23 protein-coding genes are annotated in these 23,309 nt (G+C 63.0%); 14 read left to right on the forward strand and 9 right to left on the reverse strand.

The annotated features are described in order from the left end of the window. Nucleotides 1-14: 14 nt before the first annotated feature. Together pstA and pstC are read right to left on the reverse strand one after the other, a co-directional pair. Complete coding sequence (pstA, locus tag SynRS9902_RS07050) at nucleotides 15-932, reverse strand: phosphate ABC transporter permease PstA (protein WP_186508492.1); 918 nt, start codon at nucleotides 930-932, stop codon at nucleotides 15-17. A gap of 1 nt (nucleotide 933) precedes the next feature. Further along, nucleotides 934-1,881 carry a phosphate ABC transporter permease subunit PstC gene (pstC, locus tag SynRS9902_RS07055; protein ID WP_115161993.1) on the reverse strand — a complete coding sequence of 316 codons (948 nt, stop codon included), beginning with the start codon at nucleotides 1,879-1,881 and terminating at the stop codon, nucleotides 934-936. Nucleotides 1,882-2,005: 124 nt separating this feature from the next. Between pstC and dnaK the strand changes: the two genes are divergently transcribed. The 4 genes from dnaK to murQ are packed head-to-tail and all read left to right on the forward strand — an operon-like array spanning nucleotide 2,006 to nucleotide 6,399. Continuing rightward, nucleotides 2,006-3,997, forward strand: coding sequence for a molecular chaperone DnaK (gene dnaK, locus SynRS9902_RS07060; RefSeq protein WP_186508494.1), 1,992 nt, complete (start codon nucleotides 2,006-2,008; stop codon nucleotides 3,995-3,997). Next, nucleotides 3,981-4,928, forward strand: coding sequence for a DnaJ domain-containing protein (locus SynRS9902_RS07065; RefSeq protein ID WP_186508495.1), 948 nt, complete (start codon nucleotides 3,981-3,983; stop codon nucleotides 4,926-4,928). The genes dnaK and SynRS9902_RS07065 overlap by 17 nt, the downstream gene beginning before the upstream one ends. Nucleotides 4,929-4,971: 43 nt before the next feature. Further along, nucleotides 4,972-5,445 (forward strand): DUF3110 domain-containing protein, encoded by a 474-nt coding sequence (locus SynRS9902_RS07070; protein ID WP_186508496.1) that lies wholly within the window; start codon nucleotides 4,972-4,974, stop codon nucleotides 5,443-5,445. Between the two features lie 3 nt (nucleotides 5,446-5,448). Beyond that, complete coding sequence (gene murQ / locus SynRS9902_RS07075) at nucleotides 5,449-6,399, forward strand: N-acetylmuramic acid 6-phosphate etherase (RefSeq protein ID WP_186508497.1); 951 nt, start codon at nucleotides 5,449-5,451, stop codon at nucleotides 6,397-6,399. Here the strand turns inward: murQ and mtnP are convergent. Then, nucleotides 6,381-7,331 (reverse strand): S-methyl-5'-thioadenosine phosphorylase, encoded by a 951-nt coding sequence (gene mtnP / locus SynRS9902_RS07080; protein ID WP_370586341.1) that lies wholly within the window; start codon nucleotides 7,329-7,331, stop codon nucleotides 6,381-6,383. The two genes, murQ and mtnP, sit on opposite strands and share 19 nt — an antisense overlap. On the opposite strand from mtnP, the gene SynRS9902_RS07085 reads away from it, so the two are divergent. After that, nucleotides 7,330-7,773, forward strand: a complete 444-nt coding sequence (locus SynRS9902_RS07085) for a peptidylprolyl isomerase (RefSeq protein WP_114989232.1) — start codon at nucleotides 7,330-7,332, stop codon at nucleotides 7,771-7,773. The genes mtnP and SynRS9902_RS07085 overlap by 2 nt on opposite strands. Here SynRS9902_RS07085 and ribBA read toward each other — a convergent pair whose 3' ends face one another. Beyond that, on the reverse strand, nucleotides 7,774-9,369 hold the full coding sequence (ribBA, locus tag SynRS9902_RS07090; protein WP_186510572.1) for a bifunctional 3,4-dihydroxy-2-butanone-4-phosphate synthase/GTP cyclohydrolase II: 1,596 nt from the start codon (nucleotides 9,367-9,369) through the stop codon (nucleotides 7,774-7,776). It lies immediately after the preceding gene. Nucleotides 9,370-9,506: 137 nt separating this feature from the next. On the opposite strand from ribBA, the gene argC reads away from it, so the two are divergent. Then, nucleotides 9,507-10,580: an N-acetyl-gamma-glutamyl-phosphate reductase gene (argC, locus tag SynRS9902_RS07095; RefSeq protein WP_186508499.1), complete on the forward strand. Its 1,074-nt coding sequence runs from the start codon at nucleotides 9,507-9,509 to the stop codon at nucleotides 10,578-10,580. Here argC and purN read toward each other — a convergent pair. Further along, nucleotides 10,571-11,131, reverse strand: a complete 561-nt coding sequence (gene purN, locus SynRS9902_RS07100) for a phosphoribosylglycinamide formyltransferase (protein ID WP_222929446.1) — start codon at nucleotides 11,129-11,131, stop codon at nucleotides 10,571-10,573. The genes argC and purN overlap by 10 nt on opposite strands. A gap of 72 nt (nucleotides 11,132-11,203) precedes the next feature. Here purN and SynRS9902_RS07105 point away from each other — a divergent pair, with 72 nt between their 5' ends. The 4 genes from SynRS9902_RS07105 to SynRS9902_RS07120 are packed head-to-tail and all read left to right on the forward strand — an operon-like array spanning nucleotide 11,204 to nucleotide 14,399. Further along, nucleotides 11,204-11,554 carry a DUF1257 domain-containing protein gene (locus SynRS9902_RS07105; RefSeq protein ID WP_186508501.1) on the forward strand — a complete coding sequence of 117 codons (351 nt, stop codon included), beginning with the start codon at nucleotides 11,204-11,206 and terminating at the stop codon, nucleotides 11,552-11,554. Nucleotide 11,555: 1 nt separating this feature from the next. Further along, complete coding sequence (locus SynRS9902_RS07110) at nucleotides 11,556-13,253, forward strand: M61 family metallopeptidase (RefSeq protein ID WP_186508502.1); 1,698 nt, start codon at nucleotides 11,556-11,558, stop codon at nucleotides 13,251-13,253. Beyond that, on the forward strand, nucleotides 13,235-14,122 hold the full coding sequence (locus tag SynRS9902_RS07115) for an N-acetylmuramoyl-L-alanine amidase (protein WP_186508504.1): 888 nt from the start codon (nucleotides 13,235-13,237) through the stop codon (nucleotides 14,120-14,122). The genes SynRS9902_RS07110 and SynRS9902_RS07115 overlap by 19 nt, the downstream gene beginning before the upstream one ends. Before the next feature lie 37 nt (nucleotides 14,123-14,159). Next, nucleotides 14,160-14,399, forward strand: a complete 240-nt coding sequence (locus tag SynRS9902_RS07120) for a TIGR03643 family protein (RefSeq protein WP_186508506.1) — start codon at nucleotides 14,160-14,162, stop codon at nucleotides 14,397-14,399. 16 nt (nucleotides 14,400-14,415) lie between these two features. On the opposite strand, the gene SynRS9902_RS07125 is transcribed toward SynRS9902_RS07120, so the two are convergent. Both SynRS9902_RS07125 and SynRS9902_RS07130 read right to left on the reverse strand, forming a co-directional pair. Further along, nucleotides 14,416-14,715, reverse strand: coding sequence for a hypothetical protein (locus tag SynRS9902_RS07125; RefSeq protein ID WP_255446060.1), 300 nt, complete (start codon nucleotides 14,713-14,715; stop codon nucleotides 14,416-14,418). A 157-nt stretch (nucleotides 14,716-14,872) separates the two neighbouring features. Beyond that, on the reverse strand, nucleotides 14,873-15,643 hold the full coding sequence (locus tag SynRS9902_RS07130) for a helicase DnaB (RefSeq protein WP_186508508.1): 771 nt from the start codon (nucleotides 15,641-15,643) through the stop codon (nucleotides 14,873-14,875). Nucleotides 15,644-15,758: 115 nt separating this feature from the next. Between SynRS9902_RS07130 and SynRS9902_RS07135 the strand changes: the two genes are divergently transcribed. Beyond that, nucleotides 15,759-17,357: a glucose-6-phosphate isomerase gene (locus tag SynRS9902_RS07135; protein WP_186508510.1), complete on the forward strand. Its 1,599-nt coding sequence runs from the start codon at nucleotides 15,759-15,761 to the stop codon at nucleotides 17,355-17,357. Nucleotides 17,358-17,369: 12 nt separating this feature from the next. Here SynRS9902_RS07135 and leuS read toward each other — a convergent pair whose 3' ends face one another. Next, entirely contained in the window at nucleotides 17,370-19,979 is a 2,610-nt protein-coding gene (gene leuS, locus SynRS9902_RS07140) for a leucine--tRNA ligase (RefSeq protein WP_186508512.1), read from the reverse strand. A gap of 46 nt (nucleotides 19,980-20,025) precedes the next feature. Continuing rightward, nucleotides 20,026-20,247: a hypothetical protein gene (locus SynRS9902_RS07145; RefSeq protein WP_186508514.1), complete on the reverse strand. Its 222-nt coding sequence runs from the start codon at nucleotides 20,245-20,247 to the stop codon at nucleotides 20,026-20,028. 27 nt (nucleotides 20,248-20,274) lie between these two features. Between SynRS9902_RS07145 and dapF the strand changes: the two genes are divergently transcribed. Genes dapF through SynRS9902_RS07160 form a run of 3 tightly spaced genes read left to right on the forward strand, consistent with a single transcriptional unit; the run spans nucleotide 20,275 to nucleotide 23,269 of the window. Then, the gene (dapF, locus tag SynRS9902_RS07150; RefSeq protein WP_186508516.1) at nucleotides 20,275-21,381 is read left to right on the forward strand and encodes a diaminopimelate epimerase; all 1,107 of its coding nucleotides are present in this window, start codon (nucleotides 20,275-20,277) and stop codon (nucleotides 21,379-21,381) included. Next, nucleotides 21,368-22,540 carry a cysteine desulfurase family protein gene (locus SynRS9902_RS07155; RefSeq protein WP_186508518.1) on the forward strand — a complete coding sequence of 391 codons (1,173 nt, stop codon included), beginning with the start codon at nucleotides 21,368-21,370 and terminating at the stop codon, nucleotides 22,538-22,540. Before dapF ends, SynRS9902_RS07155 begins: the two co-directional genes overlap by 14 nt. A gap of 12 nt (nucleotides 22,541-22,552) precedes the next feature. After that, the gene (locus SynRS9902_RS07160; RefSeq protein ID WP_186508519.1) at nucleotides 22,553-23,269 is read left to right on the forward strand and encodes a DUF1995 family protein; all 717 of its coding nucleotides are present in this window, start codon (nucleotides 22,553-22,555) and stop codon (nucleotides 23,267-23,269) included. Nucleotides 23,270-23,309: the final 40 nt, after the last annotated feature.

Raw genomic sequence — 23,309 nt, forward strand, 5'->3', positions numbered from 1 at the left:
ATGTAGAAGAAGGTTTATTTGGCAGCAAATCGCGCCAGCCAGCGAGAGAAGAGGTTCAGGGCCAGGATCATCACCACGAGCACAAACGATGCGGCCCACGCCAGCTCGTTATGAAATTCGTAGGGCATGATCGCGAAGTTGTAGATCATCACCGAGAGGGTCGCGATTGGAGCGAAGATCCCTTCGGGTGTGAGCAGATCCGACCAGAACGGTGAGAACAGAGCGGTGAAGATCAAGGGAGCTGTTTCCCCTGCTGCTCGGGCGATGCCCAGCACAACCCCTGTGGCTATCGGGGTTAATGCGGCAGGAAGGGTGATGCGAACAACGGTGACGAACCGGGATGCCCCCACGCCGAGGGCGCCACGCCGGAGATCGTCGGGCACCAGCTTCAGACCTTCATCGGTGGTTTTGATCACTGTGGGAAGCATCAGCACCGCCAGTGCCATGCCACCGGCCACGGCGCTGTAGGCGTTTCCGAACAGGACTCGACTGGTAACGATCGTGCCGTAGATGAAAACGCCGGCGATGATCGATGGCACCCCGGCCAGCACATTTGTGCCGAAGCGGATGAACTGAGCGAACCATCCCGAACGGGAGTATTCAGCCAGAAACACGCCGCCGCCGACGCCCACCGGAACGGCGATCAGTGCAGCGATGGCCGTCACCACCAGCGTTCCAACGATTGCATTGGCGATGCCGCCGTCTTCGAGGCCTGGCGGTGGTGGGAGTTGCGTCAGCAGGGCCAGGCTGATCTTGCTGCCCCCCTGCACGAGCACGTAGCCCAGCACCAGGATCAGGGGCAGGACAGCAATCGCGGCAAATAGGGCTGCCAGAAACGAGAGCGCCCTGCTGCTGATGTTTCTGCGTTGAAAGGGTTTGTAGCTGAGGTCAGAAGCTGACTCGGCCTTGTTGTGGGTGAGCGTCTGTGTCATGTCAGTACTTCAGGCTCAAACGCTTCACGATCCACTGGGCAAAAATATTCACGCACAGGGTGAGAACAATCAGCACGAACGCTGCGTACATCAGTGATGACACCTGGGAGCCATCCGCCTCACCAAATTGATTGGCCAGCATCGCTGCGATGGTGTTGCCAGGGGCCAGCAGCGAAACGCTGAAGTTGTTGGAATTTCCGATGATCATGGTCACGGCCATGGTTTCGCCCATGGCTCGGCCCAAGGCCAACATCACACCACCAATGATTCCGGAAATCGCTGCCGGGAGAATCACATTGATGATGGCTCCCCAGCGGGTTGTGCCCACCCCATAGGCCGCCTGGCGCAGTTGCGGCGGAACCTGGTTCAGGCAATCACGGGAGATCGCCGTGATGATCGGCAGGATCATCACCACCAGGATCAACACTGCGGGAATGGTGCCAGGACCCATCGGTGGGGTGCTGAACAGGGGGAACCAATTGAACAGCTGATAAAGAAGTTCCAGCCCAGGCCTGATGAACGGTTCCATCACAAAAATGGCCCAGAGGCCAAGCACCACCGATGGAATCGCCGCGAGCAGTTCCACCATCAGGCCGATCACGTCCCTGATCCGCTTGGGAATGATGTTTTCGGTGATGAAAATGGCTGTGCCAACACCGAGGGGCACCGCGATCATCAACGCGAGTAGTGACGTGATCAAGGTGCCGTAGATCGCGGCTCCGGCCCCGTACTGATCGTCCACGGGATTCCAGTCTGAGGTGACCAGAAATTGCCATCCGTAGCGGGCCATGGAATCCAGGCTCCCCTGGAAAACCACCACAAGGATTGAGAACAGAACGATCGCCACAACGGAGGCCATGGCGATGGCGAGATTTCTGAAACTGATGTCCACCAGCTTTTCCGCTGGTGGACGGCTTCGGAGCAAGTAACGACTGTCCGGGTCGGACATGCATCCAATGGCGCGCCCTTACAACGTATGACCCGAACCGTTTGGGGGCATTAACAACCGCTTAAGGGAGGGACTGGAGCCGGTTTGAACCTGCCGTTAGCGTGGGGATCAAGTTTTCAGGGATATGGGGCGGATCGTCGGAATCGATCTGGGGACCACCAATTCGGTTGTCGCTGTGCTGGAGGCAGGTCGTCCCCACGTGATCGCCAATGCCGAGGGCGGCCGAACCACCCCATCCGTTGTCGGATACACCAAGGATCAGGAACTGTTGGTGGGTCAGCTGGCCCGGCGCCAGCTGGTGCTCAGCCCCCGCAACACCTTCTCGAACCTGAAGCGGTTCGTCGGCCGGGACTGGGACGAACTGGAGGACAGCAGCCTCTCGGTTCCCTACACGGTGCGTGCCAACGACCAAGGGCAGGTTCGGGTTCCTTGCCCGGTCACCGAGCGGGAATACGCGCCCGAAGAACTGGTGGCCAGCATCATTCGCAAGCTTGTCGATGACGCGTCCACCTATTTGGGTGAACCAGTGGAAGCGGCGGTGGTGACCGTGCCCGCTTACTTCAACGACGCACAGCGCCAGGCCACCCGTGACGCCGGACGGCTGGCGGGAATCTCGGTGGAGCGCATTCTCAATGAGCCCACCGCAGCAGCTCTGGCATATGGCTTTGACCGCAGCGCCGTTAAACGGGTCCTGGTCTTCGACCTTGGTGGCGGCACCTTTGACGTGTCGCTGCTGCGCATCGCCAACGGCGTTTTTGACGTCAAGGCGACGAACGGCGACACGCAACTCGGCGGCAACGATTTCGATCAACGCATCGTCAACTGGCTTGCCGATGCCTTTGAAGAGGAGCACAAGATTGATCTGCGGCGCGATCGCCAGGCCCTGCAGCGGTTGACGGAAGCGGCTGAGAAGGCGAAGCAGGAACTCTCCGGTGTGCTCAGCACCCCGATTTCGCTTCCCTTCATTGCCACCGGCAGCGATGGTCCGCTGCACATCGAAACCCGCCTGGACCGCGCCACCTTCGAAGGGCTATGCCCCGATCTGCTGGATCGTCTGCTGAGTCCAGTCCAGGCGGCGCTGCGCGACTCCGGCTGGTCGGCTGACGACATCGATGACGTCGTGCTGGTGGGTGGTGCTACGCGGATGCCGATGGTTCAGCAACTGGTGCGCACCCTCGTACCGATCGATCCCTGCCAATCGGTGAATCCCGATGAGGTGGTGGCCATCGGCGCTGCGGTGCAGGCCGGAATTCTCACCGGTGAACTCAGGGATCTGCTGCTCAACGACGTCACCCCCCTGTCGCTGGGACTGGAGACCATCGGCGGATTGATGAAGGTGCTGATTCCCCGCAACACGCCAATCCCCGTGCGTCAGTCCGATGTGTTCAGCACCTCGGAAGCCAATCAGTCGTCCGTGGAAATCCATGTTTGGCAAGGGGAGCGCCAGATGGCGACGGACAACAAGTCTCTCGGTCGTTTCCGGCTCTCCGGGATTCCACCCGCCCCGCGGGGGGTGCCCCAGGTGCAGGTGGCCTTCGACATCGATGCCAATGGCCTGCTGCAGGTCAGTGCCACCGACCGCACCACCGGCCGCAAGCAGTCGGTGTCGATTCAGGGCGGCTCGAACCTCAATGAGGAAGATGTGACCGCTCTGCTGGCGGAAGCGGAGGCGAGGGCTGATGAGGACAGGCGCAAACGCAACCAGATCGAGCGCCGCAACCGGGCTCAGACATTGCTTGCCCAGGCGGAACGGCGGCTGCGGGATGCCTCGCTCGAGCTGGGGCCTTATGGCGCTGAACGGCAGCAACGGGCCGTTGAAATGGCCATGCGTGACGTGCAGGACTGCCTCGCCAATGACGACCTCCAGGAGCTTGATCTCTGCGTGAGTGGTCTCGAGGAGGCGTTGTTCGGGCTGAACCGCCGGCTGTCGGCGGAGCGTCAGGCCGATGGCAGCCCGCTTCAGGGGATCCGCAACACCCTGGGCTCCCTCAAGGATGAGCTGTTTGCCGATGACTGGGACGACGATCCCTGGGGTCCCCCCAGCCGTCCGGGTGACCGTGGCCGTGGTCTGAGCCGGCGTGACCTTGCACCTTGGGACGATGACATCTACCGCTGAGCCTGATTACTGGTCTCTGCTGGGGGTTGATTCCGACTGCACGGATCAGCAACTGAAACGGGCCTTTCGCCGGGAGGCGCGACGCTGGCACCCCGATCTCAACAGCAACGATCCCATTGCTGAAGAGCGCTTTAAGTTGGTCAATGAGGCCTATGCGGTGCTCAGCGATCCCCGCCGGCGTGAGGCCTGGCAGAGAGGGGGTGGTTCCCGTGCGGATGTTGCCGATCCCTTTGCCCAGGGCTTCCCTGATTTTGAGGATTACCTCGATGTGATCTTCGGCGGTGGAACAGGTCGTTCCTCAGTTGAGGTTGATAACGAGCCCGAATCCCCATTCCGCGGTGATGACGCCAGTGGTGATGACGCCCGCCGGGAAACCAGAGGCCATGAACCTCCGGTGTCGTCACCGCCGCCGCCGCCGCCGGTGCGTGCCGTGGAAGATCTCGAGTCGGTGGTTCATCTCACTCCCGATCAGGCTCTCCAGGGAACCGTTGTGGAGCTGACGCTCGATGACGGCACCGTGATCGAGCTGAACACGCCCCCCTTTGCTGGTGATGGCTGGCGTCTGCGGCTTGAGGGCGTTGCCCCTGGCGGCCGTGATCATTTCCTGCAGCTCCGGGTTGTGACCGACGACGGCCTGCGGATTGATGGTCTGCGGGTGCTCTACAAGCTGATGCTGTTTCCACCGGATGCAGCCCTCGGTTGCGCTGTGGATGTGCCGACCCTGGATGGCCCTGTGACGCTGCAGGTTCCTCCAGGCTCATCCAGTGGACGTTTGCTGCGGTTGCGGGGGCGCGGGCTGCAGCTGGATGACGAGCTGGGTGACCAATTGGTGGAGATCGTTGTGGTGATTCCGTCCGATCTGGGTGATGCGGAACGGGCACTCTACCGACGTCTTCAGGAACTGGCGAGCGAATCCGAGCAGGGTGGTTGACGATGGGTGAGACTCCGGTCCGGTTGATCTGACGGTTTTCCCGATGCGCGTCCACGTCCTGCTCTTTGATGCCGGTACGGATAGCGAAGGCATCCACTCGCTTGAAATCGCCGGACGAACCGTGGTTCTGCTGTTTGAGAACCCCGACGATGCTGAGCGTTATGCCGGTCTTCTGGAGGCCCAGGACTTTCCGGTTCCGACGGTGGAGGCCCTCGATCAGGAAGACGTGGATCTGTTCTGCCGTGAGGCCGGCTATGAGGCTCGGCTGATCGAGTCGGGCTTTGTGCCCAGCAATGACGAGGAGCGTCTGTTCATGGCGCCGCCCCAGAGCAACCGCGATGTGAGCAACTGGAAGGACCACGCGGCTTCGAACGACGCGGTTTCGAATGAGGCTGTTTCTGACGGCGGAGTGGCAGAGCAGCAGGGCGTTGAGCCGGCGCGCCAGGGACTGGAGACCGAACCGGCATCGAATCCTGAACTGGATGAGCTGCGTCGGCGCCTGGAGGGTCTGCTCTGAGCCATGGCCGTGTTCGACCCCGATCTGCAGCCCTCCAGCGACCGCGGCCACCTGCTCACCGAGCAGAGCAACCGGCGCAGTTCACGCCTGGATCAGCTCGACACCCTGGCGCTGGTGGAGTTGTTTGCAGACGAGGATCGTCGCCCCCAGGAAGCTGTCGCCGCGGTGGCCCCGGCGCTAGCCCAGGCGGTTGATGCCGTTGCCGAGCGCCTCCGTGCCGGAGGCCGGCTTTTCTATTTGGGTGCTGGCACCTCCGGACGGCTGGGGGTGTTGGATGCCGCGGAATGTCCGCCCACCTTCTGCAGTGATCCCCAGCAGGTGCAAGGTGTTCTCGCCGGTGGCACCGCCGCGTTGCTGCGCAGCTCGGAAGGGCTTGAGGACATTGAGGCCGCCGGACGTGCCGATCTCGAGGAGAGGGGCTTCTGCGCCAAGGATTGCCTGGTGGGCATCGCCGCAGGCGGCACTACCCCCTACGTACGCGGTGGGCTGGCGTTCGCCAAAAGCATCGGAGCCCTCGCCATCGCCATGGCCTGCGTTCCAACGGAGCAGGCGCCCCTGCCCTGCGACATCGACATCCGCCTGCTCACGGGCCCTGAGCTGCTGACGGGATCCACCCGAATGAAGGCTGGAACCGCCACAAAATTGGCCTTGAACACCCTCTCCACCGCCGTGATGGTCAAGCTGGGCAAGGTCTACGGCAACCGCATGGTGGATGTGGCTGCCAGCAACAGCAAGCTGGTGGACCGGTCCCTGCGGATCCTGCGGGATCTTGCCGGTGTGGAGCGGGAGCGGGGGCTGACGCTGCTGGAGGAGGCCGGCGGATCGGTGAAACTCGCCCTGTTGATGGCCGCTGCAGCCTTGTCGGTGGACCAGGCCAAGGCTCTTCTGCAGCAGCACAACCAACAGTTGCGGCCGGCCTTGGCCGCCTGCAGCGCTCAGCTGGCGGAAGCCTGATCGAACGGTCCCCAGTAGGGGGCGGTGAACAGATCAAGGTTGGACCGGGTCTGTTCCGGGACTTGATCTTTGGGGGTGATCAGGGCGTTGGCGAGGGCTGTGTGGGCCGGCGAGGCGGGAGGGTCCTGTTTGAGCCGCTGCATCAATCCACTCAGGATCGGTTCGGTGGCTGAGGCATTGGCCTGAAGGTTGCCGATCACCATCTCCACTGAGACAGCGTCGTGATCCTCATGCCAGCAGTCGAAGTCGGTGACCATGCTCAGGGAGGCATAGGCCAGTTCGGCTTCCCGGGCCAGACGGGCTTCGGTGTGATTGGTCATCCCGATCACTGAACAGTCCCAGGAGCGGTAGAGCTTGCTTTCGGCCCGGGTGGAGAAGGCGGGGCCCTCCATGCAGAGATAGGTGCCACCGCGGTGCAGCCGTCGACCCTCCGGCAACCCCTGTTCAGCGGCATCGGCCAACAGGGCACTCAAATGGGGGCAGAAGGGGTCCGCAAGGCTGACGTGGGCCACGCAGCCGTTGCCGAAGAAACTGGCGGGCCGGTCACGGGTGCGGTCGATGAACTGATCGGGCACGACCATGTCGCGCGGCTGCAGATCCTCCTGCAGTGACCCCACCGCCGAGAGCGAGATCAGCCAGCGCACCCCCAGGGAACGCATGGCCCAGATGTTGGCCCGGTAGGGCACTTCACTGGGAAGCAGATGGTGATGGCGGCCATGGCGGGCCAGGAAGACGGTTTCGACGCCCTCGAGCTCTCCCAGGCGCAGTTGATCGGATGGTGCCCCGAAGGGTGTGTCGACCGTGCGTTCCTCCACCTGGCGCAAGCCGGGGATCGAATAGAGGCCGCTGCCGCCGATCACACCGACGCGGGCTTGGGAGAGGTCGGGCATGGTCGGCGTCTCTTTACACTCCAATTTTGCTCGCGCCACCATGACCAAGGCCTTGATGGACACTGAAGCAGGCCTGATCGAGCTCGAGCTGTTCGAAGCCGATGCCCCGAACACCGTGGCCAACTTCGTAAAGCTGGCCAAGGATGGCTTCTACGACGGTCTGGCCTTTCACCGCGTCATCCCCGGCTTCATGGCCCAGGGGGGATGCCCCAACAGCCGTGAAGGCGCCCGCGGTATGGCCGGTACCGGCGGCCCCGGCTACCAGATCGATTGCGAGATCAACCAGCAGAAGCACCAGGCCGGCACCCTGGCCATGGCCCATGCCGGTCGCAACACCGGCGGCTCGCAGTTCTACATCTGCCATGAGGCCCAGCCTCACCTCGATGGCGTGCACACCGTGTTCGGCCACACCGGCAACATGGATGTGGTGCTGAAGCTGGCCAACGGCTCCAAGATCAACAAAGTGACGATCCAGGAAGGCTGATCAGCTCCGGGTCCAATGCAGCAGTGACGGGCCGTTTTCCAGCAGTTCGTCACTGCCCAGGTTGATCAACTCATTGAGTTGATGTTCCACCCGTTCCAGGGTCTGGGGCGGGTGCAATGCCATCCGCTCCGTGGGAACGCGCATCAGACCCACCCGCTCGGTGGCCGCCAGGGCCGCCAGGCTCTTGAGCAGGGGGGCTGCATCGGCGCCGTCGGGAATCAGTTTCCAGACGAATTGCGGTCGATCCCACAGCGCTAACAAGCGGGGTTCATGCAGGGCCTCAAGGCTGAAGCCATGGCGCTGGGCGATGGCTTCCACTTCCTGGCGAATGGTGGGCCAGCTTTCGGGGCCCACGTTCACCGCCAGGGCCAGCACCACACAGGGACTCTCGGATTCGAACAGATGCCCGAGCTTCTCCCGCTTGGCCGCCAGGTAGTCGGCGTTGTGGGCACCGGGGTCCATCACCAGCGGCACCCGCTCCTCCACCTGCAGGCCATAGCCGCCAAGGCCGGCAATCTTGCGGGGGTTGTTGGTGAGCAACCGCAGTCGATGGATGCCGAGGTCGGAGAGGATCTGTGCGCCAACTCCGTAGTTGCGCAGATCCGCCGGGAAACCAAGCCGCTCGTTGGCTTCAACGGTGTCGAGCCCGGCTTCCTGAAGGCTGTAGGCCTTCAATTTGTTGATCAGGCCGATGCCCCGCCCTTCCTGGCGCAGATAAACAACCACTCCCTCGCCTTCCGCTTCGATCTGGCGCAGGGCCGCCTCCAGCTGAGGCCGGCAGTCGCAGCGCAGTGAGCCGAAGGCATCGCCGGTGAGGCATTCGGAATGCATGCGCACTAGCACGGGTTCGCTCAGGGCATTGGGCTCACCCTTGATCAGGGCAACGTGTTCGGAGCCATCCAGTTCGTTGCGGTAGCCCACCGCCTGAAAGCTGCCGAAGCGGCTGGGCATCTGGGCCTGGGCCATGCGGCGAACGAAGCGCTCGTTCTCCAGCCGGTAGCGGATCAGGTCAGCAATGCTGATCAGCTTCAGCCCCCAGCGATCGGCGTAACTGCGCAGCTCGGGCAAGCGGGCCATGGAGCCATCGCTGTTCTGGATTTCACAGATCACTCCGGAGGGGCTGAGGCCCGCCAGCTGAGCCAGATCCACGGCGGCTTCGGTGTGACCGGCTCGTTTGAGCACGCCGCCGGGCCGGGCGCGCAGGGGAAAGATGTGCCCAGGACGGCGCAGTTCCGCTGGCCGTGTGGCTGGGTTGAGGGCCACCTGAATCGTGGCGGCGCGGTCTTCGGCGGAGATGCCGGTGGTCACCCCATGCTCGATGCCGGCATCGATGCTCACGGTGAAGGCCGTTTCGTTGGCATCGGTGTTGCGGTCCACCATCAGCGGCAGATCCAGTTCGTCCAGCCGCTGCCCCTCCATGGCCAGACAGATCAGGCCCCGTGCCTCGGTGGCCATGAAGTTGATCGCTTCCGGGGTGGCGAACTGGGCCGCGCAGATCAGATCGCCTTCGTTCTCCCGTTGTTCGTCGTCCACCACGACAACGCATTCCCCATTGCGGATCGCCGCCAGGGCGTCGCTGATGGCATCAAACGCGATCGGTTCGTTCGCGGGGTCAAGGGAACTGGGGTTCAGGAGCCTGGTCGCCGGGAGATAACTTCATTATTGATCTCTGTACGATCGACCGTTGGCTGGTTGGTTCAATGGCAGGCAGGACAACGTCGGCGGTTGAAGCGATGGCAACGGTGAAGGGCGGACGGGTTGCTGTGATCGGAGCCTCCGGCTACGGCGGCCTGCAAACCATCCGTCTGCTCCAGGGCCACCCCGGCCTGTCTGTGAGTTTTCTTGGCGGTGAACGCAGTGCTGGCCAACGCTGGAGCTCCGTCTGCTCCTTCCTGCCCCTGCCGGATGACCCAACGGTGGAATCCGCGGATCCGGATCGGATTGCGGCCTGTTCCGATTTTGCTGTTCTGAGCCTCCCCAACGGCCTGGCCTGTCAGTTGGCACCGCAACTGCTGGAGCGGGGTGTGCGAGTGGTGGACCTCTCCGCCGACTTCCGCTACCGCTCCCTAGAGCAGTGGCTGCAGGTGTACGCCAAGGAGGCCGGCTCCCTCAACCGTCAGGACGCTGAGCTCTGCAGCAGTGCCGTCTACGGCCTGCCGGAATGGAACGGCCCTGCCATCGCTGACGCGAAGCTTGTTGCCGCTCCGGGTTGCTTCCCCACCGCCAGCCTGCTGCCCCTGCTGCCGTTCCTCAAGCAGGGCCTGATCGAGACCAGCGGAATCATCATTGATGCCAAGACAGGCACCTCCGGCGGAGGGCGCGTGCCGAAGGAGGCGATGCTGCTGGCGGAGGCCTCGGAATCCATCGCGCCCTATGGCGTGATCGGCCATCGCCACACGTCTGAGATCGAGCAGATGGCGATTGAGGTGGCTGGCCAGGAGGTGCGGCTTCAGTTCACGCCGCATCTGGTTCCGATGGTGCGTGGTCTGCTGTCCATGGTGTATGCCCGCCTGCGCGACCCCGGTCTCACCGCCGAGGATTGCACCACGGTTCTGGGGGCGATCTACCGCCACCACCCCTGCGTTCAGGTTCTGCCGGTGGGCACTTATCCCGCCACCAAGTGGGCGCGCCACACCAACCGTGCCCTGCTGTCGGTTCAGGTGGACACCCGCACCGGCCAGCTGGTGCTGATGAGTGCCATCGACAACCTGATCAAGGGTCAGGCCGGGCAGGGCGTGCAGTGCCTCAACCTGATGGCGGGCCTCGCTCCGGAGACGGGGCTTCCCCTGCAGTCGTTCTATCCCTGACGCCAGGTGGGCTTCAGCTCAGCCAGTGCCCTGGGCAGGAGCAGGTGTTCCTGCTCCTGAATTCGTTGGGCGAGCCTGGCGTGGTCATCCCCATCGAGAACAGGAACAGCCGCCTGGGCCAGGATCGGACCGGCATCCAGTTCCTCGGTGACGATGTGCACCGTGCAGCCGGTGACCTTCACCCCGGCCTCTAGGGCCTGCCCGATGGCATCCAGGCCACGGAAGCTGGGCAGCAGTGAGGGGTGGATGTTGATCAGGCGATCGGAATAGCCGCTGATCAGCACTTCGGTGACGATCCGCATCCACCCCGCCATCACCACCAGTTCCACCTGGTCGGCGCGAAACAGGCGCACCAGTTCGCCGTCCAGCTCGCGCCGGTTCTTGATCAGGCGATGGTCGAGCACCGACACCGGGATGCCCAGACGCTCCGCCCGCTGCTGGGCACCACAGCCCGGATTGTTCACCACCAGCCGCTGGATCCGCGCGTTGAGATTCCCCGTCTGAATGGCCTGGGCCAGGGCCTCGAAGTTGCTGCCGCTTCCGGATGCCATCACCCCCAGCTGTAGCGGGGCCTGGTCAGCTCGATTGTTATGGCTAGGGTCTGTCAAAGCGGGGTTCGGTCCATGTCCCATCTCTCCATCCTGCCGACTGTCTTCACCGACCTCGAGCGTCTGGTTCAGGCACTTTGTGATGAGGGCTTCACGGTGGAGCGATCGACAAAATTGCAGGGATTCGCGGACGACTCCCATGCCGTGGATGTGCTCGCGTTTCAGGGCTCAGCCATGCCCCTGGGCTGGACCCAGCGGGAGGACGGAACAATCGTGATGCATGGCGACATCCAACGGAGCAGCCGCCAGCCCGGGCTTGAACAGCGCTTGCAACGGGTGACGCGCCGCTACGCCCTGCTTCACGCCATGGACGAAGTACGCCTTGGTGGCATGGGTTCCGCTGAGCTGATCCTGCAGACCAACTGACGTGTTCGAACCGGTTCAGATCCGGCTCGATCTGAGCCATCCCGAAACACAGACCATCGCGGTGTCCATCGAGTGGACACCGCAGACCCTACGCCAGACCTTCCAACTGCCGGTGTGGACACCGGGGTCGTACACGGTTCGTGATCATGCCCAGCACCTCTACAGCCTGCAGCTGTTGGCCAATGGTGAGGAGCTTCCGGTGCGTCGCATGGCGCCGCACCAGTGGCTCTGTGATCTGCCGGACCTGAGCCCGCTCACGCTCAACTATCAGCTTGAAGCCCGGGATCTCACCGTCCGCACCGGGTTGCTGGATCCTGATTTCGCATCGCTCTGTCTCGCTGCTGTGGCGATGGACATCGACGGCTGCCGCTGGTCACCACACCACGTTGCCGTCACGGCTCCGGAGCACTGGAGTGTGCATCTGCCGCTGGAGCCCAGCGCTGAGGGCTGGGTTGCTGTCGATTTCGATGCCCTCGTGGACAGCCCGCTGCATGCGGGGCCGTTTCAGGCAGAACCCTTCATGGTGGAGGGCAAGACCCATGAGCTGTTGCTGATCGGAACGCCACCGATGGGTTGGCCGCCGAACTTCATCAGCGACATCGAAAAGGTGTGCAGTGCCACCTGTCGCTTGCTGGGAACCCCTCCCCCGGCGGGGGACCGCTACCAGCTTGTGTTGCAACTGCTTGATCAGGGTTACGGCGGCCTCGAACACGACCACAGTGCTGTGCTGCAGTTCAGCTGGTCGGCTCTGGCCAAGCCCAAGGGGTACCGGCAGCTGTTGCAGCTGATCGGCCATGAATACCTGCACCAGTGGAATGTGCGGCGGCTGCGGCCCGTTGAGCTTCGCCCGTACGACTACGGGCAGGCGGTGATCACCGAAGGCCTCTGGTTTGCCGAGGGAATCACCAGTTACTTCGACCTCAGCCTGCCCCTGCTGGCGGGGTGTTCGGATCGACCGACCCTGCTCAAGGATCTTGGGGAGGAGCTGTCCAGCGTGCTGATGTCACCCGGTTGCGCGATCCAGTCGCTGGCGGCCAGTGCCCGTGAGGCGTGGATCAAGCTCTACAAAGCGACGCCAGCCTCACGGGACAGCCAGATCAGCTACTACCGCCTCGGTGCAGCGGTGGCCTTCTGCCTCGACGTGCGCCTGCGGCAGCGCGGCCACTCCATGGCCGCGATCCTGCGGGAGTTGTGGCATGGCCCCGGCTGTCAGGCCCGTGGCTACAGCCGTGATCACATCAAGGCGGCAGTGGCTCGATGGGATCGTGATCTTGCCTCGGATCTGGATCAATGGCTTGACCAGCCCGAGGCCGTTCCCCTGCTTGATTGCGTGAAGGCTCTGGGGCTGCGCATGGACCCTGTGCCGCTCAAGCATCCCGATCATGGACTCACCCTCAAGGATGCTGAGGGCGCCGCATTGATTCAGCGGGTGCGGCGTGACAGTCCCGGACAACAGGCAGGGCTTGTGGTGGGTGATGAGCTGTTGGCGATCAATGGCTACCGGGTGCGTCGCAGCAGTGACCTCGCAGTTCTGCTTGAGAAGCAGGAGTGTGTGCGCGTCACTTATTCCCGACGCAGCCTGATGAAGGAAACCCGTCTGTTTCCTGATGCGGGTGTGGACCATTGGACGTTGGATTGGGATCCTGGGTGCACAACGGAACAACGGCAGTTGCGGGATCGATGGTTCGAGATCGTTTAAGCCGTTTCTGCACCGGTGTGTGGAACTGCGTTGAGCAGCACCGGTCGCTCGTCATCAGCGGGGCTGCAGCGGGAGCGTTAGCTCTTGGACTGACCGGTTGGGTGTTGATGGATCAAGGGGAGGTCTCCCCTGTGGTGATCGAGCGTGGTCGCCAACGGGAGGACAACCCCTCCTCCTCGGTGCCGTTACCGCCGAAATCGCGCTCTTGGCGGTCGCCCCTGGCTCGTCAGTGTTCGGGTGTGGATCGTGCGTTGCGGTCGCGTTTGAACAAGCTCGATGCCAGCTCGAGCTCCTGGCGGGCCTTCGTGAAGATCGATCCCACCAATTTTGGCGAGCGTTACGACAAAGACGCCTACGGCCGTGTGATCGACGCCACGCCGAGGGTGGTGGTGCTTCATGAAACCGTTTATTCGATGAGCTCCGCTCTGAATACCTTCATGACGCCCCACCCCCGCGATGAAGATCAGGTGAGCTATCACACCTTGGTGGGCCAGGACGGACGCGTTCTGGATCTGGTGGATCCCTTGAGCCGGGCCTATGGCGCGGGTTTTTCGGCCTTTCTGGGGGAGTGGGCGATCACCAACAAGAAGCTCAAGGGTTCCGTCAACAATTTCGCTCTGCATCTGAGCTTGGAGACACCACCATCAGGCGCGAATGCCAACAGTTCCCACGTTGGCTACACCTCCAAGCAATACGACGCGCTGGCCCTGGTGTTGTCGGGTTGGATCCGTTCCTTCAATCTGCCACCAGCTGCGATCACCACCCATCGCCATGTGGATCTGGGTGGAGAACGGGGCGATCCCCGAAGTTTCGACTGGTCGAAACTTCAGACGCGGCTGGCGGCCCTCGGTGACCTCTGCGTGAGCTGATGCGTCGTTAGCGTTCACTTCCCTGTGCACAGCTTCGGTGACAAGGCTCCCCAGCGAGGATCTCGATCGGATCATTGAAATGGCCTGGGAAGACCGCACCCCTTTCGAGGCGATTGAGTTTCAATTCGGACTCTCCGAGCCGCAAGTGATCGCAGTGATGCGGCAACAGATGAAAGCGTCATCGTTCAAGCTTTGGCGCAAGCGGGTAAGCGGCCGCAAAACCAAACACGCCGCCACCAGCCGCTCCGATCGTTTCCGGGCAAGCTGCCACAAGTGAGTGGGGCTCGATCGTTTCAGCGCAGGACGCCCTGCAGGATCCCTTCAACCAAACCAGCCGGATTCATGCCCCGGGGGAAAGTCTGGGGTGCGTTGCGGTAGCTCGGGCCTGAGATCAGGCCTGCAGCCACCTGCCCCATCACGCCGTCAAAAGGGGCAGTGTCATCGGAACGCCGGACCGTAGTGGTGAAGGCCCTGACGCAGCCATAGAAATCCCTGGCGTCTTTGCACTGTGCTGCCACTTCGGCGTCCACCTGAGCGAGTGCGGTTGATGGGACAAGCAGGCCAAATGCCAGCAGGTGAAGGAGTTGTTTCATCGATCTGCCGTGCTGGATCGATGCTTCAACAGATATGGGGGTTTCCACATCCCCCAAATGGGGGAGAAGCTGAGTGGCTTATCTCCCTCAACTGAGGGATGTGGCGATGAGGAACTGGGTTACCCCGCTCACGTAGCCAAGCCCTAACCGTGGAGCCTTAAACCGTGATGTCGGGATTTGGCTGGCGACACCCGTAAATCAACCCGTGCAATTCAGGGTCCTGCATGTATCCCAACACCCGAGCTGGGTAATCCAATTTTCCGTTGTGTAAGTAGGTGAGGGTGGCGATCGCCTTGGCATCCAGGTAGGAACGGCTCGCCTGCAGCATCAAGCTCTCCGGCAGACCAAGGGCCAGCTTCAGCCGCTGAAACTTGGCCGCCAGCAAGGTGATATTCATCTCGGGGTCCAGCAATTGATTGCGGGCCCAGGTGATTTCGTCCTGCGTTGGGTTCGCCGGCAGCCGGTTCTGATGGATCAGTTCCGAGACGCTGATCTGGGCCGGTCCATGGGTCTTCACCAGACCGGAATGGGCGATGAAGGGGAGGCTCTCCCCCGGCTTGGAGTGCTGAATTTCGTCGAAAAGAACGGCGGTGATCAGCATCGGATTCACCTGATGCGCCGCTGCTTGGCGCAGGATCACCGGCTTCAGCTCGCGCAGACGATCCAGGGTTGATGCGCGCAGCGGTTTGAGCTGATCCACCCCGCTGGTGAACAGCTGGGCCAGCTGCGTCTGGGGGCCGTGCACCCCGAAGCGCCGTTGCAGCAGCTTCAGTTCTTCGGGTGAGAAATCTGTGGGCTCGAGCCTGTCTTGCACCACAACAGGCATCTGATCCCCTGGTTCAGCAACCGGGTGTGACCACTGACCAACCAGGCACAGGCTCGCTGCCGTCGCCAAGAGTGCTGTTGTCCATCGCAATGGCTCAGCCATGGGGGATGGAAATGGGGTCAGCGGAAGATGACATGAAACTAGCTGTGGTGTCCTTTCCCGTGGGCATCCCGTCAGATTCTGGATACGTTCGGCAGGACTGCACCGTCCGCCCGGCATGAGCTTTCCGGATTTCAACGCTTCCGACGCTCATATTCAGTGGCAGAGGTTCTGCGATCTCAGCTGGTATCACGATGATCTGGGCGTCTGGCTCGACATCAGCCGGATGCATGTGAACGCGACCGATCTGCAGCAGCTGCAGCCGCGAATGGACAAGGCGTTCGCAGCGATGAAGGAGTTGGAAGCCGGCGCCATCGCCAATCCCGATGAGCAGCGCCAGGTGGGGCATTACTGGCTTCGCACCCCTGAACTCGCTCCCTCATCAGAGCTTCAACAGCACATCTCCAGGGAAATCGATCTGATTGCGGCCTTTGGGCGCGATGTGATCAACGGAACGATCAAGGCCCCCAACGGCGAAGCCTTCACCGATGTGCTCTGGATCGGCATCGGCGGCAGTGGCCTGGGACCCGCCTTGATGATCAAGGCGCTCCAGAACCCGGGCGAGGGGCTTCCCTTTCATTTCTTCGACAACGTCGATCCCAATGGGATGAGCAACGTCCTGGCGGGGTTGGAGGGTCGTCTCGACCGCACCCTGGTGGTGACGGTGAGCAAGTCGGGGGGGACGCCCGAACCCCATCTCGGCTTGGAGCAGGCTCGCCATCGCCTAGAGGCCGCTGGGGGCCAGTGGGCCGGCCAGGCCGTTGCCGTGACGATGCTCGACAGCAAGCTGGATCAGCAGGCCCAGAAGGAAGCTTGGCTCAAGCGCTTCGACATGTTCGATTGGGTGGGGGGGCGCACCAGCATCACCAGTGCCGTTGGTCTGCTGCCCGGTGCCTTGATTGGCTGTGACATCCGCGATTTCCTCAGCGGCGCCTCTCAGATGGATGCCGCCACCCGCGCCGCGGATCTGCGCCGCAACCCAGCCGCCCTGATGGCCGCTTCCTGGTACGTGGCCGGTGGTGGTCGCGGTCAGCGCGACATGGTTGTTCTGCCCTACCGCGATCGTCTGGAGGTGTTCAGCCGTTACCTCCAGCAGCTGGTGATGGAATCCCTGGGCAAGCGCCTGGATCGCAACGGTGACGTGGTGCATCAGGGCATCGCTGTTTACGGCAACAAAGGCTCCACCGACCAACACGCCTACGTGCAGCAGCTGCGCGACGGTGTCGACAATTTCTTCGCCACCTTCATCGAGGTGCTCGAAGACGTGAGCGATATCCCCACGCTTGACGGGGAATGCCCCGGCGACTTCCTCGATGGTTTCCTGCAGGGCACCCGCTCAGCCCTTACCGAGGGTGGCCGCCAGAGCATGACCATCAGCATGCGCCGCTTTGATGCACGCCGTCTCGGCGCCTTGATCGCATTGTTCGAGCGTGCCGTCGGTCTCTACGGCGAATTGGTGAACATCAACGCCTACCACCAGCCCGGCGTGGAAGCCGGCAAGAAGGCAGCGGCAGCGATTCTTGACCTTCAAGGCCGTGTGGAGGCGATCCTGGCCGACGGTGTGGCCCGCTCCGCCGATGAAATTCACCTGGCCCTCGGGGATGGCACCGATGAATCGATCTTTTGGATTCTGCGTCACCTCACCGGCAACCAGCGCGGCTTCAGTGCCCAGGGCGACTGGAGCCAGCCCGCCTCGATGCGCTTCAGCAAAGGCTGATCCCGCCTGGGATCAGGGCACCAGGTTCACCAGTTTTCCGGGGACCACGATCACCCGACGGGGGGCTGCGCCCTCCAACCATTTTTCGGCCACATCACTGGCCAGGGCGAGCCGTTCCAGCTCCTCCTTGCCGGCAGAGGCCGGAACCTGCAGCTTGCCCCGCACCTTGCCCTTCACCTGGATCACCACTTCAACGCTGTCCTGCACCAGTGCTGTTGGATCCAGAACCGGCCAGCTTTGACGGTGCACGCTGCCGCTTCCCCCCAGACGGCTCCAGAACTCCTCCGCCAGATGAGGCGCGAACGGAGCCAGCAGGCGAACCAGTCCGGAAAGAGCTTCCTGCAACACAGGTGCACTCAGGGTCTCGATGCCCGTGGAGCTGATGGCATTGGAGAGCTTCATCAGCTCGGAGATGGCCGTGTTCAGTTGGACCTCGTCGCTGAGGTCCTCGCTGACGGCTTCGATGGCCAGGTGCAGCGCCCGACGTACGTCGCTGTCGGCATCGCTTAGATCGGCTGGCCGTTGCATCGGCTCGAGTGAGTCGATGCGGGCAGCACCGGCATCAACAAGGCGCCAAAGCCGTTGCAGGAAGCGGAACTGGCCCTCCACATCGGCGTCATCCCACTCCAGATCCTTCTCCGGCGGTGCTTTGAACAGGATGAACATGCGGGCTGTGTCTGCGCCGTAGCGGTCGATCACCGCCGCGGGGTCAACGCCGTTGTACTTCGACTTCGACATCTTCTCGAACAACACCTCAAGCTTGTCGCCGGTGTTGGGGTCCCGGGGGTCTTCGGGATCTGCCACGTCCGCTGGAGCGATGTACTTGCCGGTTGTCGCATTGCGGTAGGTGATTCCCTGCACCATGCCCTGGGTGAGGAGCCGTTCAAACGGTTCGTTGATGTCGACCAGGCCGCGATCCTTCAGCGCCTTGGTGAAGAAGCGGGCATAGAGCAGATGCAGGATGGCGTGTTCGATGCCGCCCACGTATTGCTTCACCGGCAACCAGCGGTTCACCGCCTCCTTGCTGAAGGGTTTTTCGGTGTTGTGGGGATCGGCGAAGCGGAGGAAATACCAGGAGGAACACATGAAGGTGTCCATGGTGTCGGTTTCCCGCTTGGCCGGCTTGCCGCAGCAGGGGCAGGCCACATTCACCCAGTCGCTTTGCTGGCTCAGGGGCGATCCGCCCTTGCCCGAGAGATCAATGCCCCGGGGAAGCTCCACCGGAAGGTCCTCGCGGGGCACCGGAACAGCACCGCAGTCATCGCAATGGATGACGGGAATCGGGCAGCCCCAGTAGCGCTGGCGTGAGATCAGCCAGTCACGCAGGCGATAGGTGACCTTGCTGCGGGCCCAACCCTGCTCATCGCCGTGGCCGGTAATTGCGCCCTTGGCTTCGCTGGAGGCGCTGCCATCGAAGCTGCCGGAGTTGATCAGTGTTCCGGCATCGGTCCAGGCCTGACCGGCCGCGATGGCTTCAGCAGCTCCTTCGGCATCGATTACCTGCTGGATTGGCAGATCATTCGACTGGGCGAAGGCGATGTCGCGCTGATCGTGGGCTGGCACGCCCATCACGGCGCCTGTGCCGTACTCAGCCAGCACGTAGTCGGCGATCCACACCGGCAGCACCGCCCCCGTCAGGGGGTTGATCACGTGACTGCCGATGGGCACCCCCCGCTTGGGCCTGTCATCACTGGTGCGTTCGATCGTGCTGAGACGAGCCACCTCCTTGCGGAAAGCTTCGACCGTGCCCTTCTGTTCTGCGCTGGTGAGGCTGTCCACCAGCTCGTTTTCCGGGGCCAGCACCACATAGCTCGCGCCAGCGAGGGTTTCGGGGCGGGTGGTGAACACGGTGATCGTTTGATCCTGTGCCCCTTCAACGCTAAAGCTGATCTCCGCCCCTTCCGAGCGGCCGATCCAGTTGGCCTGCATGGTGCGCACCCGTTCCGGCCAGCCCTTGAGGGCATCCAGGTCGTTGAGTAGCGGCTCGGCGTAGTCGGTGATGCGCAGGAACCATTGGTTCAACTGGCGTTGTTCCACCAGGGCTCCGGAGCGCCAGGAGCGGCCGTCACCATCCACCTGCTCATTGGCCAGCACGGTTTGGTCGACGGGATCCCAGTTGACGGTGGCGTTCTTGCGGTAGGCCAGCCCCCCTTCGAGCAGTTCAAGGAACAGCCATTGGGTCCAGCGGTAGTAGTCGCTGTGGCAGGTCGCCTGTTCGCGGCTCCAATCGATCGAAAGGCCAAGGCGATCCAGCTGCGCCCGCATCTGATCGATGTTGCGATCGGTCCACTCCCCGGGATCCACATTGCGCTCGATCGCCGCGTTTTCCGCGGGGAGTCCGAAGGCATCCCAGCCCATCGGATGCAGCACGGCATGGCCCCGCATGCGTTGCACCCGGGCGATCACATCGGTGATCACGTAGTTGCGCACATGGCCCATGTGCAGGCTTCCCGAGGGGTACGGGAACATCGACAGGGCAAAGAATCCGGGTTTCTCAGCACCTTCTTCTGTGGTGTCCACCCCATCGGCCTTCCAGCTCTCCTGCCAGCGCTGCTCCAGCGCGGTGGGGTCATAACGACCGGTCTGGGCACTGGCGTCGACGGCAGGGTTGGCAGCGTTCACGGAACCAGCGCTCGGCAAGGTTGCGATCGTGCCACATGCCTGGTGTTCAGCCGAGGGAGCGGATCACGCTGATCTGCCGACGGTTGATCAGCACGGGCCGGCTCGCCCCCGCTCGTTCGATGGCCAGAAATTCTGGGTCCTGCCAGATCAGACGCCCTTCGATGGGCTCCTGTCCCACCACACCAATGCTGAGGGGAAGCTGATCACGGATCCAGCTCTGCAGCAACCGAACCCCCGGAAGGCTTGGATCGAGTGGAGATGTCTCCATAGGATTCGGGGGCAATACCGGCCACGCATGCTGCAGTTCAGCAAATATCAGGGACTTGGCAACGACTTCCTGATCGTTGAAGGCCGGCAGGGACAACTGCCCGATGCCATCAGCAATCCCGATCCCGCCTGGGTGCGGCAGATCTGTGATCGGCGCTTCGGCGTTGGCGGCGATGGCCTGATCCTGGCGCTGCCTCCTCAGGCAGAGGGAGAACTGCGGATGCGGATTCTCAATGCCGATGGCAGTGAGGCCGAAATGTGTGGCAACGGCATTCGCTGTCTGGCCCGCTATCTGGCCGACACCGACGGTGACGCCCCCGGCCGCCGCTGGGACATTGAAACCCTGGCGGGAATGATTCGCCCTGAACTGATGGCCGATGGCCAGTTGCGGGTGGACATGGGCCCCCCTTTCCTCACCTCCGAAGGCATCCCCACAACCCTGATGCCTGAAGACGGCCTGCCCCAGGGGGTGCTGCTGCTGGAGGGAGAACAGCTGAAGGTGGCGGCCGTTGGCATGGGCAATCCCCATGTGGTGGTGCCCGTCGACGACCTCGCCAGCATTCCCTTTGATGCCTGGGGGGCCGCCCTGGAGGTGCATCCGGCCTTCCCGGCCAAGACCAACGTTCATTTCCTCCAGGTGCACAGCCGTGAGCGGCTGGAGATCCGGGTCTGGGAACGGGGTGCAGGCCCGACATTGGCCTGCGGCACCGGTGCCTGCGCCACCCTGGTGGCGGCGGTGTTGCTGGGCCTCGCCGACGACTGCGCCGAGGTGGTGCTTCCCGGTGGTCCGCTGATGATTGAGTGGCGCGATCGCACCGGTTCCGTGCTGATGACGGGACCCGCCGAAGCGGTGTTTGACGGGGTGCTGACGCCCGACCTGGTACCGGCAGGCTCCCCACTGGCGTCGACCAGCGAAGCCCCTGCCGCTGCATCTGCGCCGATGGCCGCAACAGACTTCGATTGCTCCAAGGATTGCGCTGAGCAGTGTCAACGCCCCGACCGCTGCCTTCGCGATGAGGCCCAGCAGAAGGTGCAGGCCTTCCTCAGCAGCACGTCCCTGGACTCGATGCTCAATCTCGCCAGTGAATCCCTGGAGCAGCGCACCAAGGCGCGGTTCGAGCGTGGAACGCCCTGAGCTCTACCTGGACGCAGCTGCCACGACACCGCCCCTGCCGGCGGTGATCGAGGTGATGCAGCAGGTGCAGCAAACGGCCTGGGCGAACCCCAGCAGTCTCCATGGGGCAGGGTTGGCAGCAGCGGAGGCCCTCGAGCGGGCCCGCTGGTGCATCGCCGAGCGCTTTGCTGTCAGTCCTGATCAGTTGATCGTCACCTCAGGGGCGACGGAATCCGTTCACCTCGCTCTGCTCGGCAGTGCCGCCGGTCTTGTCCCGGGCCGGTTGGTGATCTCCGCGGTGGAGCATCCGGCGGTGGTCGCTGCGGCTCAGCAACTGGAAGCCCTGGGCTGGAGCATTGCTGAATGGCCCGTTGATGGCCAGGGCGTACTGCGGCTCGACCAGCTCGATCGGTTGTTGTCCACTCCAACCCGATTGGTTTCTCTGATCGCAGCCCAGGGCGAGGTGGGTGCAGTGCAACCGATCAGCACGATCGCTCGGGCCTGCCGTGAGCGCGGCATCGTCATCCACAGCGATGCCACCCAGCTGGTGCCCCAGGGTTGCTTCGCCTTCGAGCGGCTTGGGGTTGATCTGCTGACCATCTCGGCTCACAAGTTCCGCGGCCCCCGGGGCGTGGGGCTGTTGATGCGTGCCCCAGGTGTGGACCTTTCACCGCTTCAGGGCGGTGGTGGCCAGGAGCACGGCCTGCGCTCCGGCACCGAACCTGTTGCGTTGGTGAGCGGCATGGCCGAGGCCCTGATGGCCCTCCCCAGCTTTGATCCCGTCAGCCAGCCCGTTCCACCAGGCAGCTCAACCCAGATCCGTTGTCAACGGGATCAACTGCTCGAACGCCTGCTTGAGCTACCCCAGCTTCAGCTCTGCGGTCCGTCACCCGATCAGCGTCTGCCCCATCACATCGCGCTGTTGGCCAAAACCGTGGATGGCCGCCCTCTTTCGGGACGCGATCTGGTGCGTCGGCTGGCGGCGGCGGGGGTGGCCTGCAGCAGTGGCAGTGCCTGCAGCAGTGGCAGCAGTGCCGACAGTGCTGTGCTCACGGCCATGGGCATTCCCGGGCCTGAACGTCAGTCGGGCCTGCGGTTGACCCTTGGTCCCTGGCTGTCGGATCAGGATCTCGACGCCGTTCCCGGCCGCTTTGCATCCGTGCTCGAGGCATTTTCCTGACATGCTTTGGCGATGACTCAATCCGACGCTTCCTGTCTCGCCCTCCCCGCGGATCTGCTCGCCGCCGAGGAGGCCATGCTGCAAGCCGCTCTGGCGGCCGTTGGATCCGGCGATGGTCAACGTTGGTCCGCAAGCCTCCGCTTTGAGGGCCTGCGCCTGCTCCCGGTGGCGGTGCGGCTGGCCCGTGCACTCATCGCTGCTGGTCAGGATCTGTTGATGGTTTGGCCCGATGCCGGTGCTGCCGCCCTGGCCCGTCGTGATGCGAAAGACCTCAAGGAGGTGATCCTTGATTTCAATCAACTCAAACGTGCGGAGAGCGACGCCCCCGACACTCGCCTGCTGCTTGCGGTGAACCCCTCCCCAGCGGATTACGAGGAGTTCCAGGCCTTGTGTGAGAACCATGCAGGAGTGGTTCTGATGCTGAACGGGCGTCTCGAAGACGCCGCCGTCGGCATCGGCAGCGTGGCCCGGGAGCGCCGAAAGGGTTTCGTGGCCAGCTGGCAGCAGGCCTACTGGCTTCAGCCCCTGGAAGGAGGAGCGTTGATGCGTTGTTTCCCCGATGACTGGCGTCTCTATCGCCAGGATCCCGATGGTTACCGACAACTGGAGGTGCTGCCTGAACGTCCGGATCCCGACACCACAGCAGCGCTTCTGGCCGGTGAAGATCCCGACAGCATCAAGCAACAGCTCTCCGGGGTCGACCGCTTCCTTGATGGTCTGCGCAATTAGCCGCCTCTGGCTTGATCCAGGCTCAGACTCTCTTTAAGGT

The sequence above is a fragment of the Synechococcus sp. RS9902 genome (assembly GCF_014279635.1).
Classification (GTDB): Bacteria; Cyanobacteriota; Cyanobacteriia; order PCC-6307; family Cyanobiaceae; genus Parasynechococcus.

Bases quoted from the DNA above. Each gene is read 5' to 3' on its own strand.
- SynRS9902_RS07065 (WP_186508495.1), top strand. From the start codon at position 3,981: ATGACATCTACCGCTGAGCCTGATTACTGGTCTCTGCTGGGGGTTGAT.
- SynRS9902_RS07085 (WP_114989232.1), top strand. From the start codon at position 7,330: ATGACCAAGGCCTTGATGGACACTGAAGCAGGCCTGATCGAGCTCGAG.
- dapF (WP_186508516.1), top strand. From the start codon at position 20,275: ATGCTGCAGTTCAGCAAATATCAGGGACTTGGCAACGACTTCCTGATC.
- murQ (WP_186508497.1), top strand. From the start codon at position 5,449: ATGGCCGTGTTCGACCCCGATCTGCAGCCCTCCAGCGACCGCGGCCAC.
- dnaK (WP_186508494.1), top strand. From the start codon at position 2,006: ATGGGGCGGATCGTCGGAATCGATCTGGGGACCACCAATTCGGTTGTC.
- mtnP (WP_370586341.1), bottom strand. From the start codon at position 7,331: ATGGTGGCGCGAGCAAAATTGGAGTGTAAAGAGACGCCGACCATGCCC.
- SynRS9902_RS07135 (WP_186508510.1), top strand. From the start codon at position 15,759: ATGAGCTTTCCGGATTTCAACGCTTCCGACGCTCATATTCAGTGGCAG.
- pstA (WP_186508492.1), bottom strand. From the start codon at position 932: ATGACACAGACGCTCACCCACAACAAGGCCGAGTCAGCTTCTGACCTC.
- SynRS9902_RS07105 (WP_186508501.1), top strand. From the start codon at position 11,204: ATGTCCCATCTCTCCATCCTGCCGACTGTCTTCACCGACCTCGAGCGT.
- SynRS9902_RS07160 (WP_186508519.1), top strand. From the start codon at position 22,553: ATGACTCAATCCGACGCTTCCTGTCTCGCCCTCCCCGCGGATCTGCTC.
- argC (WP_186508499.1), top strand. From the start codon at position 9,507: ATGGCAACGGTGAAGGGCGGACGGGTTGCTGTGATCGGAGCCTCCGGC.
- SynRS9902_RS07115 (WP_186508504.1), top strand. From the start codon at position 13,235: ATGGTTCGAGATCGTTTAAGCCGTTTCTGCACCGGTGTGTGGAACTGC.
- SynRS9902_RS07130 (WP_186508508.1), bottom strand. From the start codon at position 15,643: ATGGCTGAGCCATTGCGATGGACAACAGCACTCTTGGCGACGGCAGCG.
- SynRS9902_RS07145 (WP_186508514.1), bottom strand. From the start codon at position 20,247: ATGGAGACATCTCCACTCGATCCAAGCCTTCCGGGGGTTCGGTTGCTG.
- purN (WP_222929446.1), bottom strand. From the start codon at position 11,131: ATGGCATCCGGAAGCGGCAGCAACTTCGAGGCCCTGGCCCAGGCCATT.
- pstC (WP_115161993.1), bottom strand. From the start codon at position 1,881: ATGTCCGACCCGGACAGTCGTTACTTGCTCCGAAGCCGTCCACCAGCG.
- SynRS9902_RS07070 (WP_186508496.1), top strand. From the start codon at position 4,972: ATGCGCGTCCACGTCCTGCTCTTTGATGCCGGTACGGATAGCGAAGGC.
- SynRS9902_RS07125 (WP_255446060.1), bottom strand. From the start codon at position 14,715: ATGAAACAACTCCTTCACCTGCTGGCATTTGGCCTGCTTGTCCCATCA.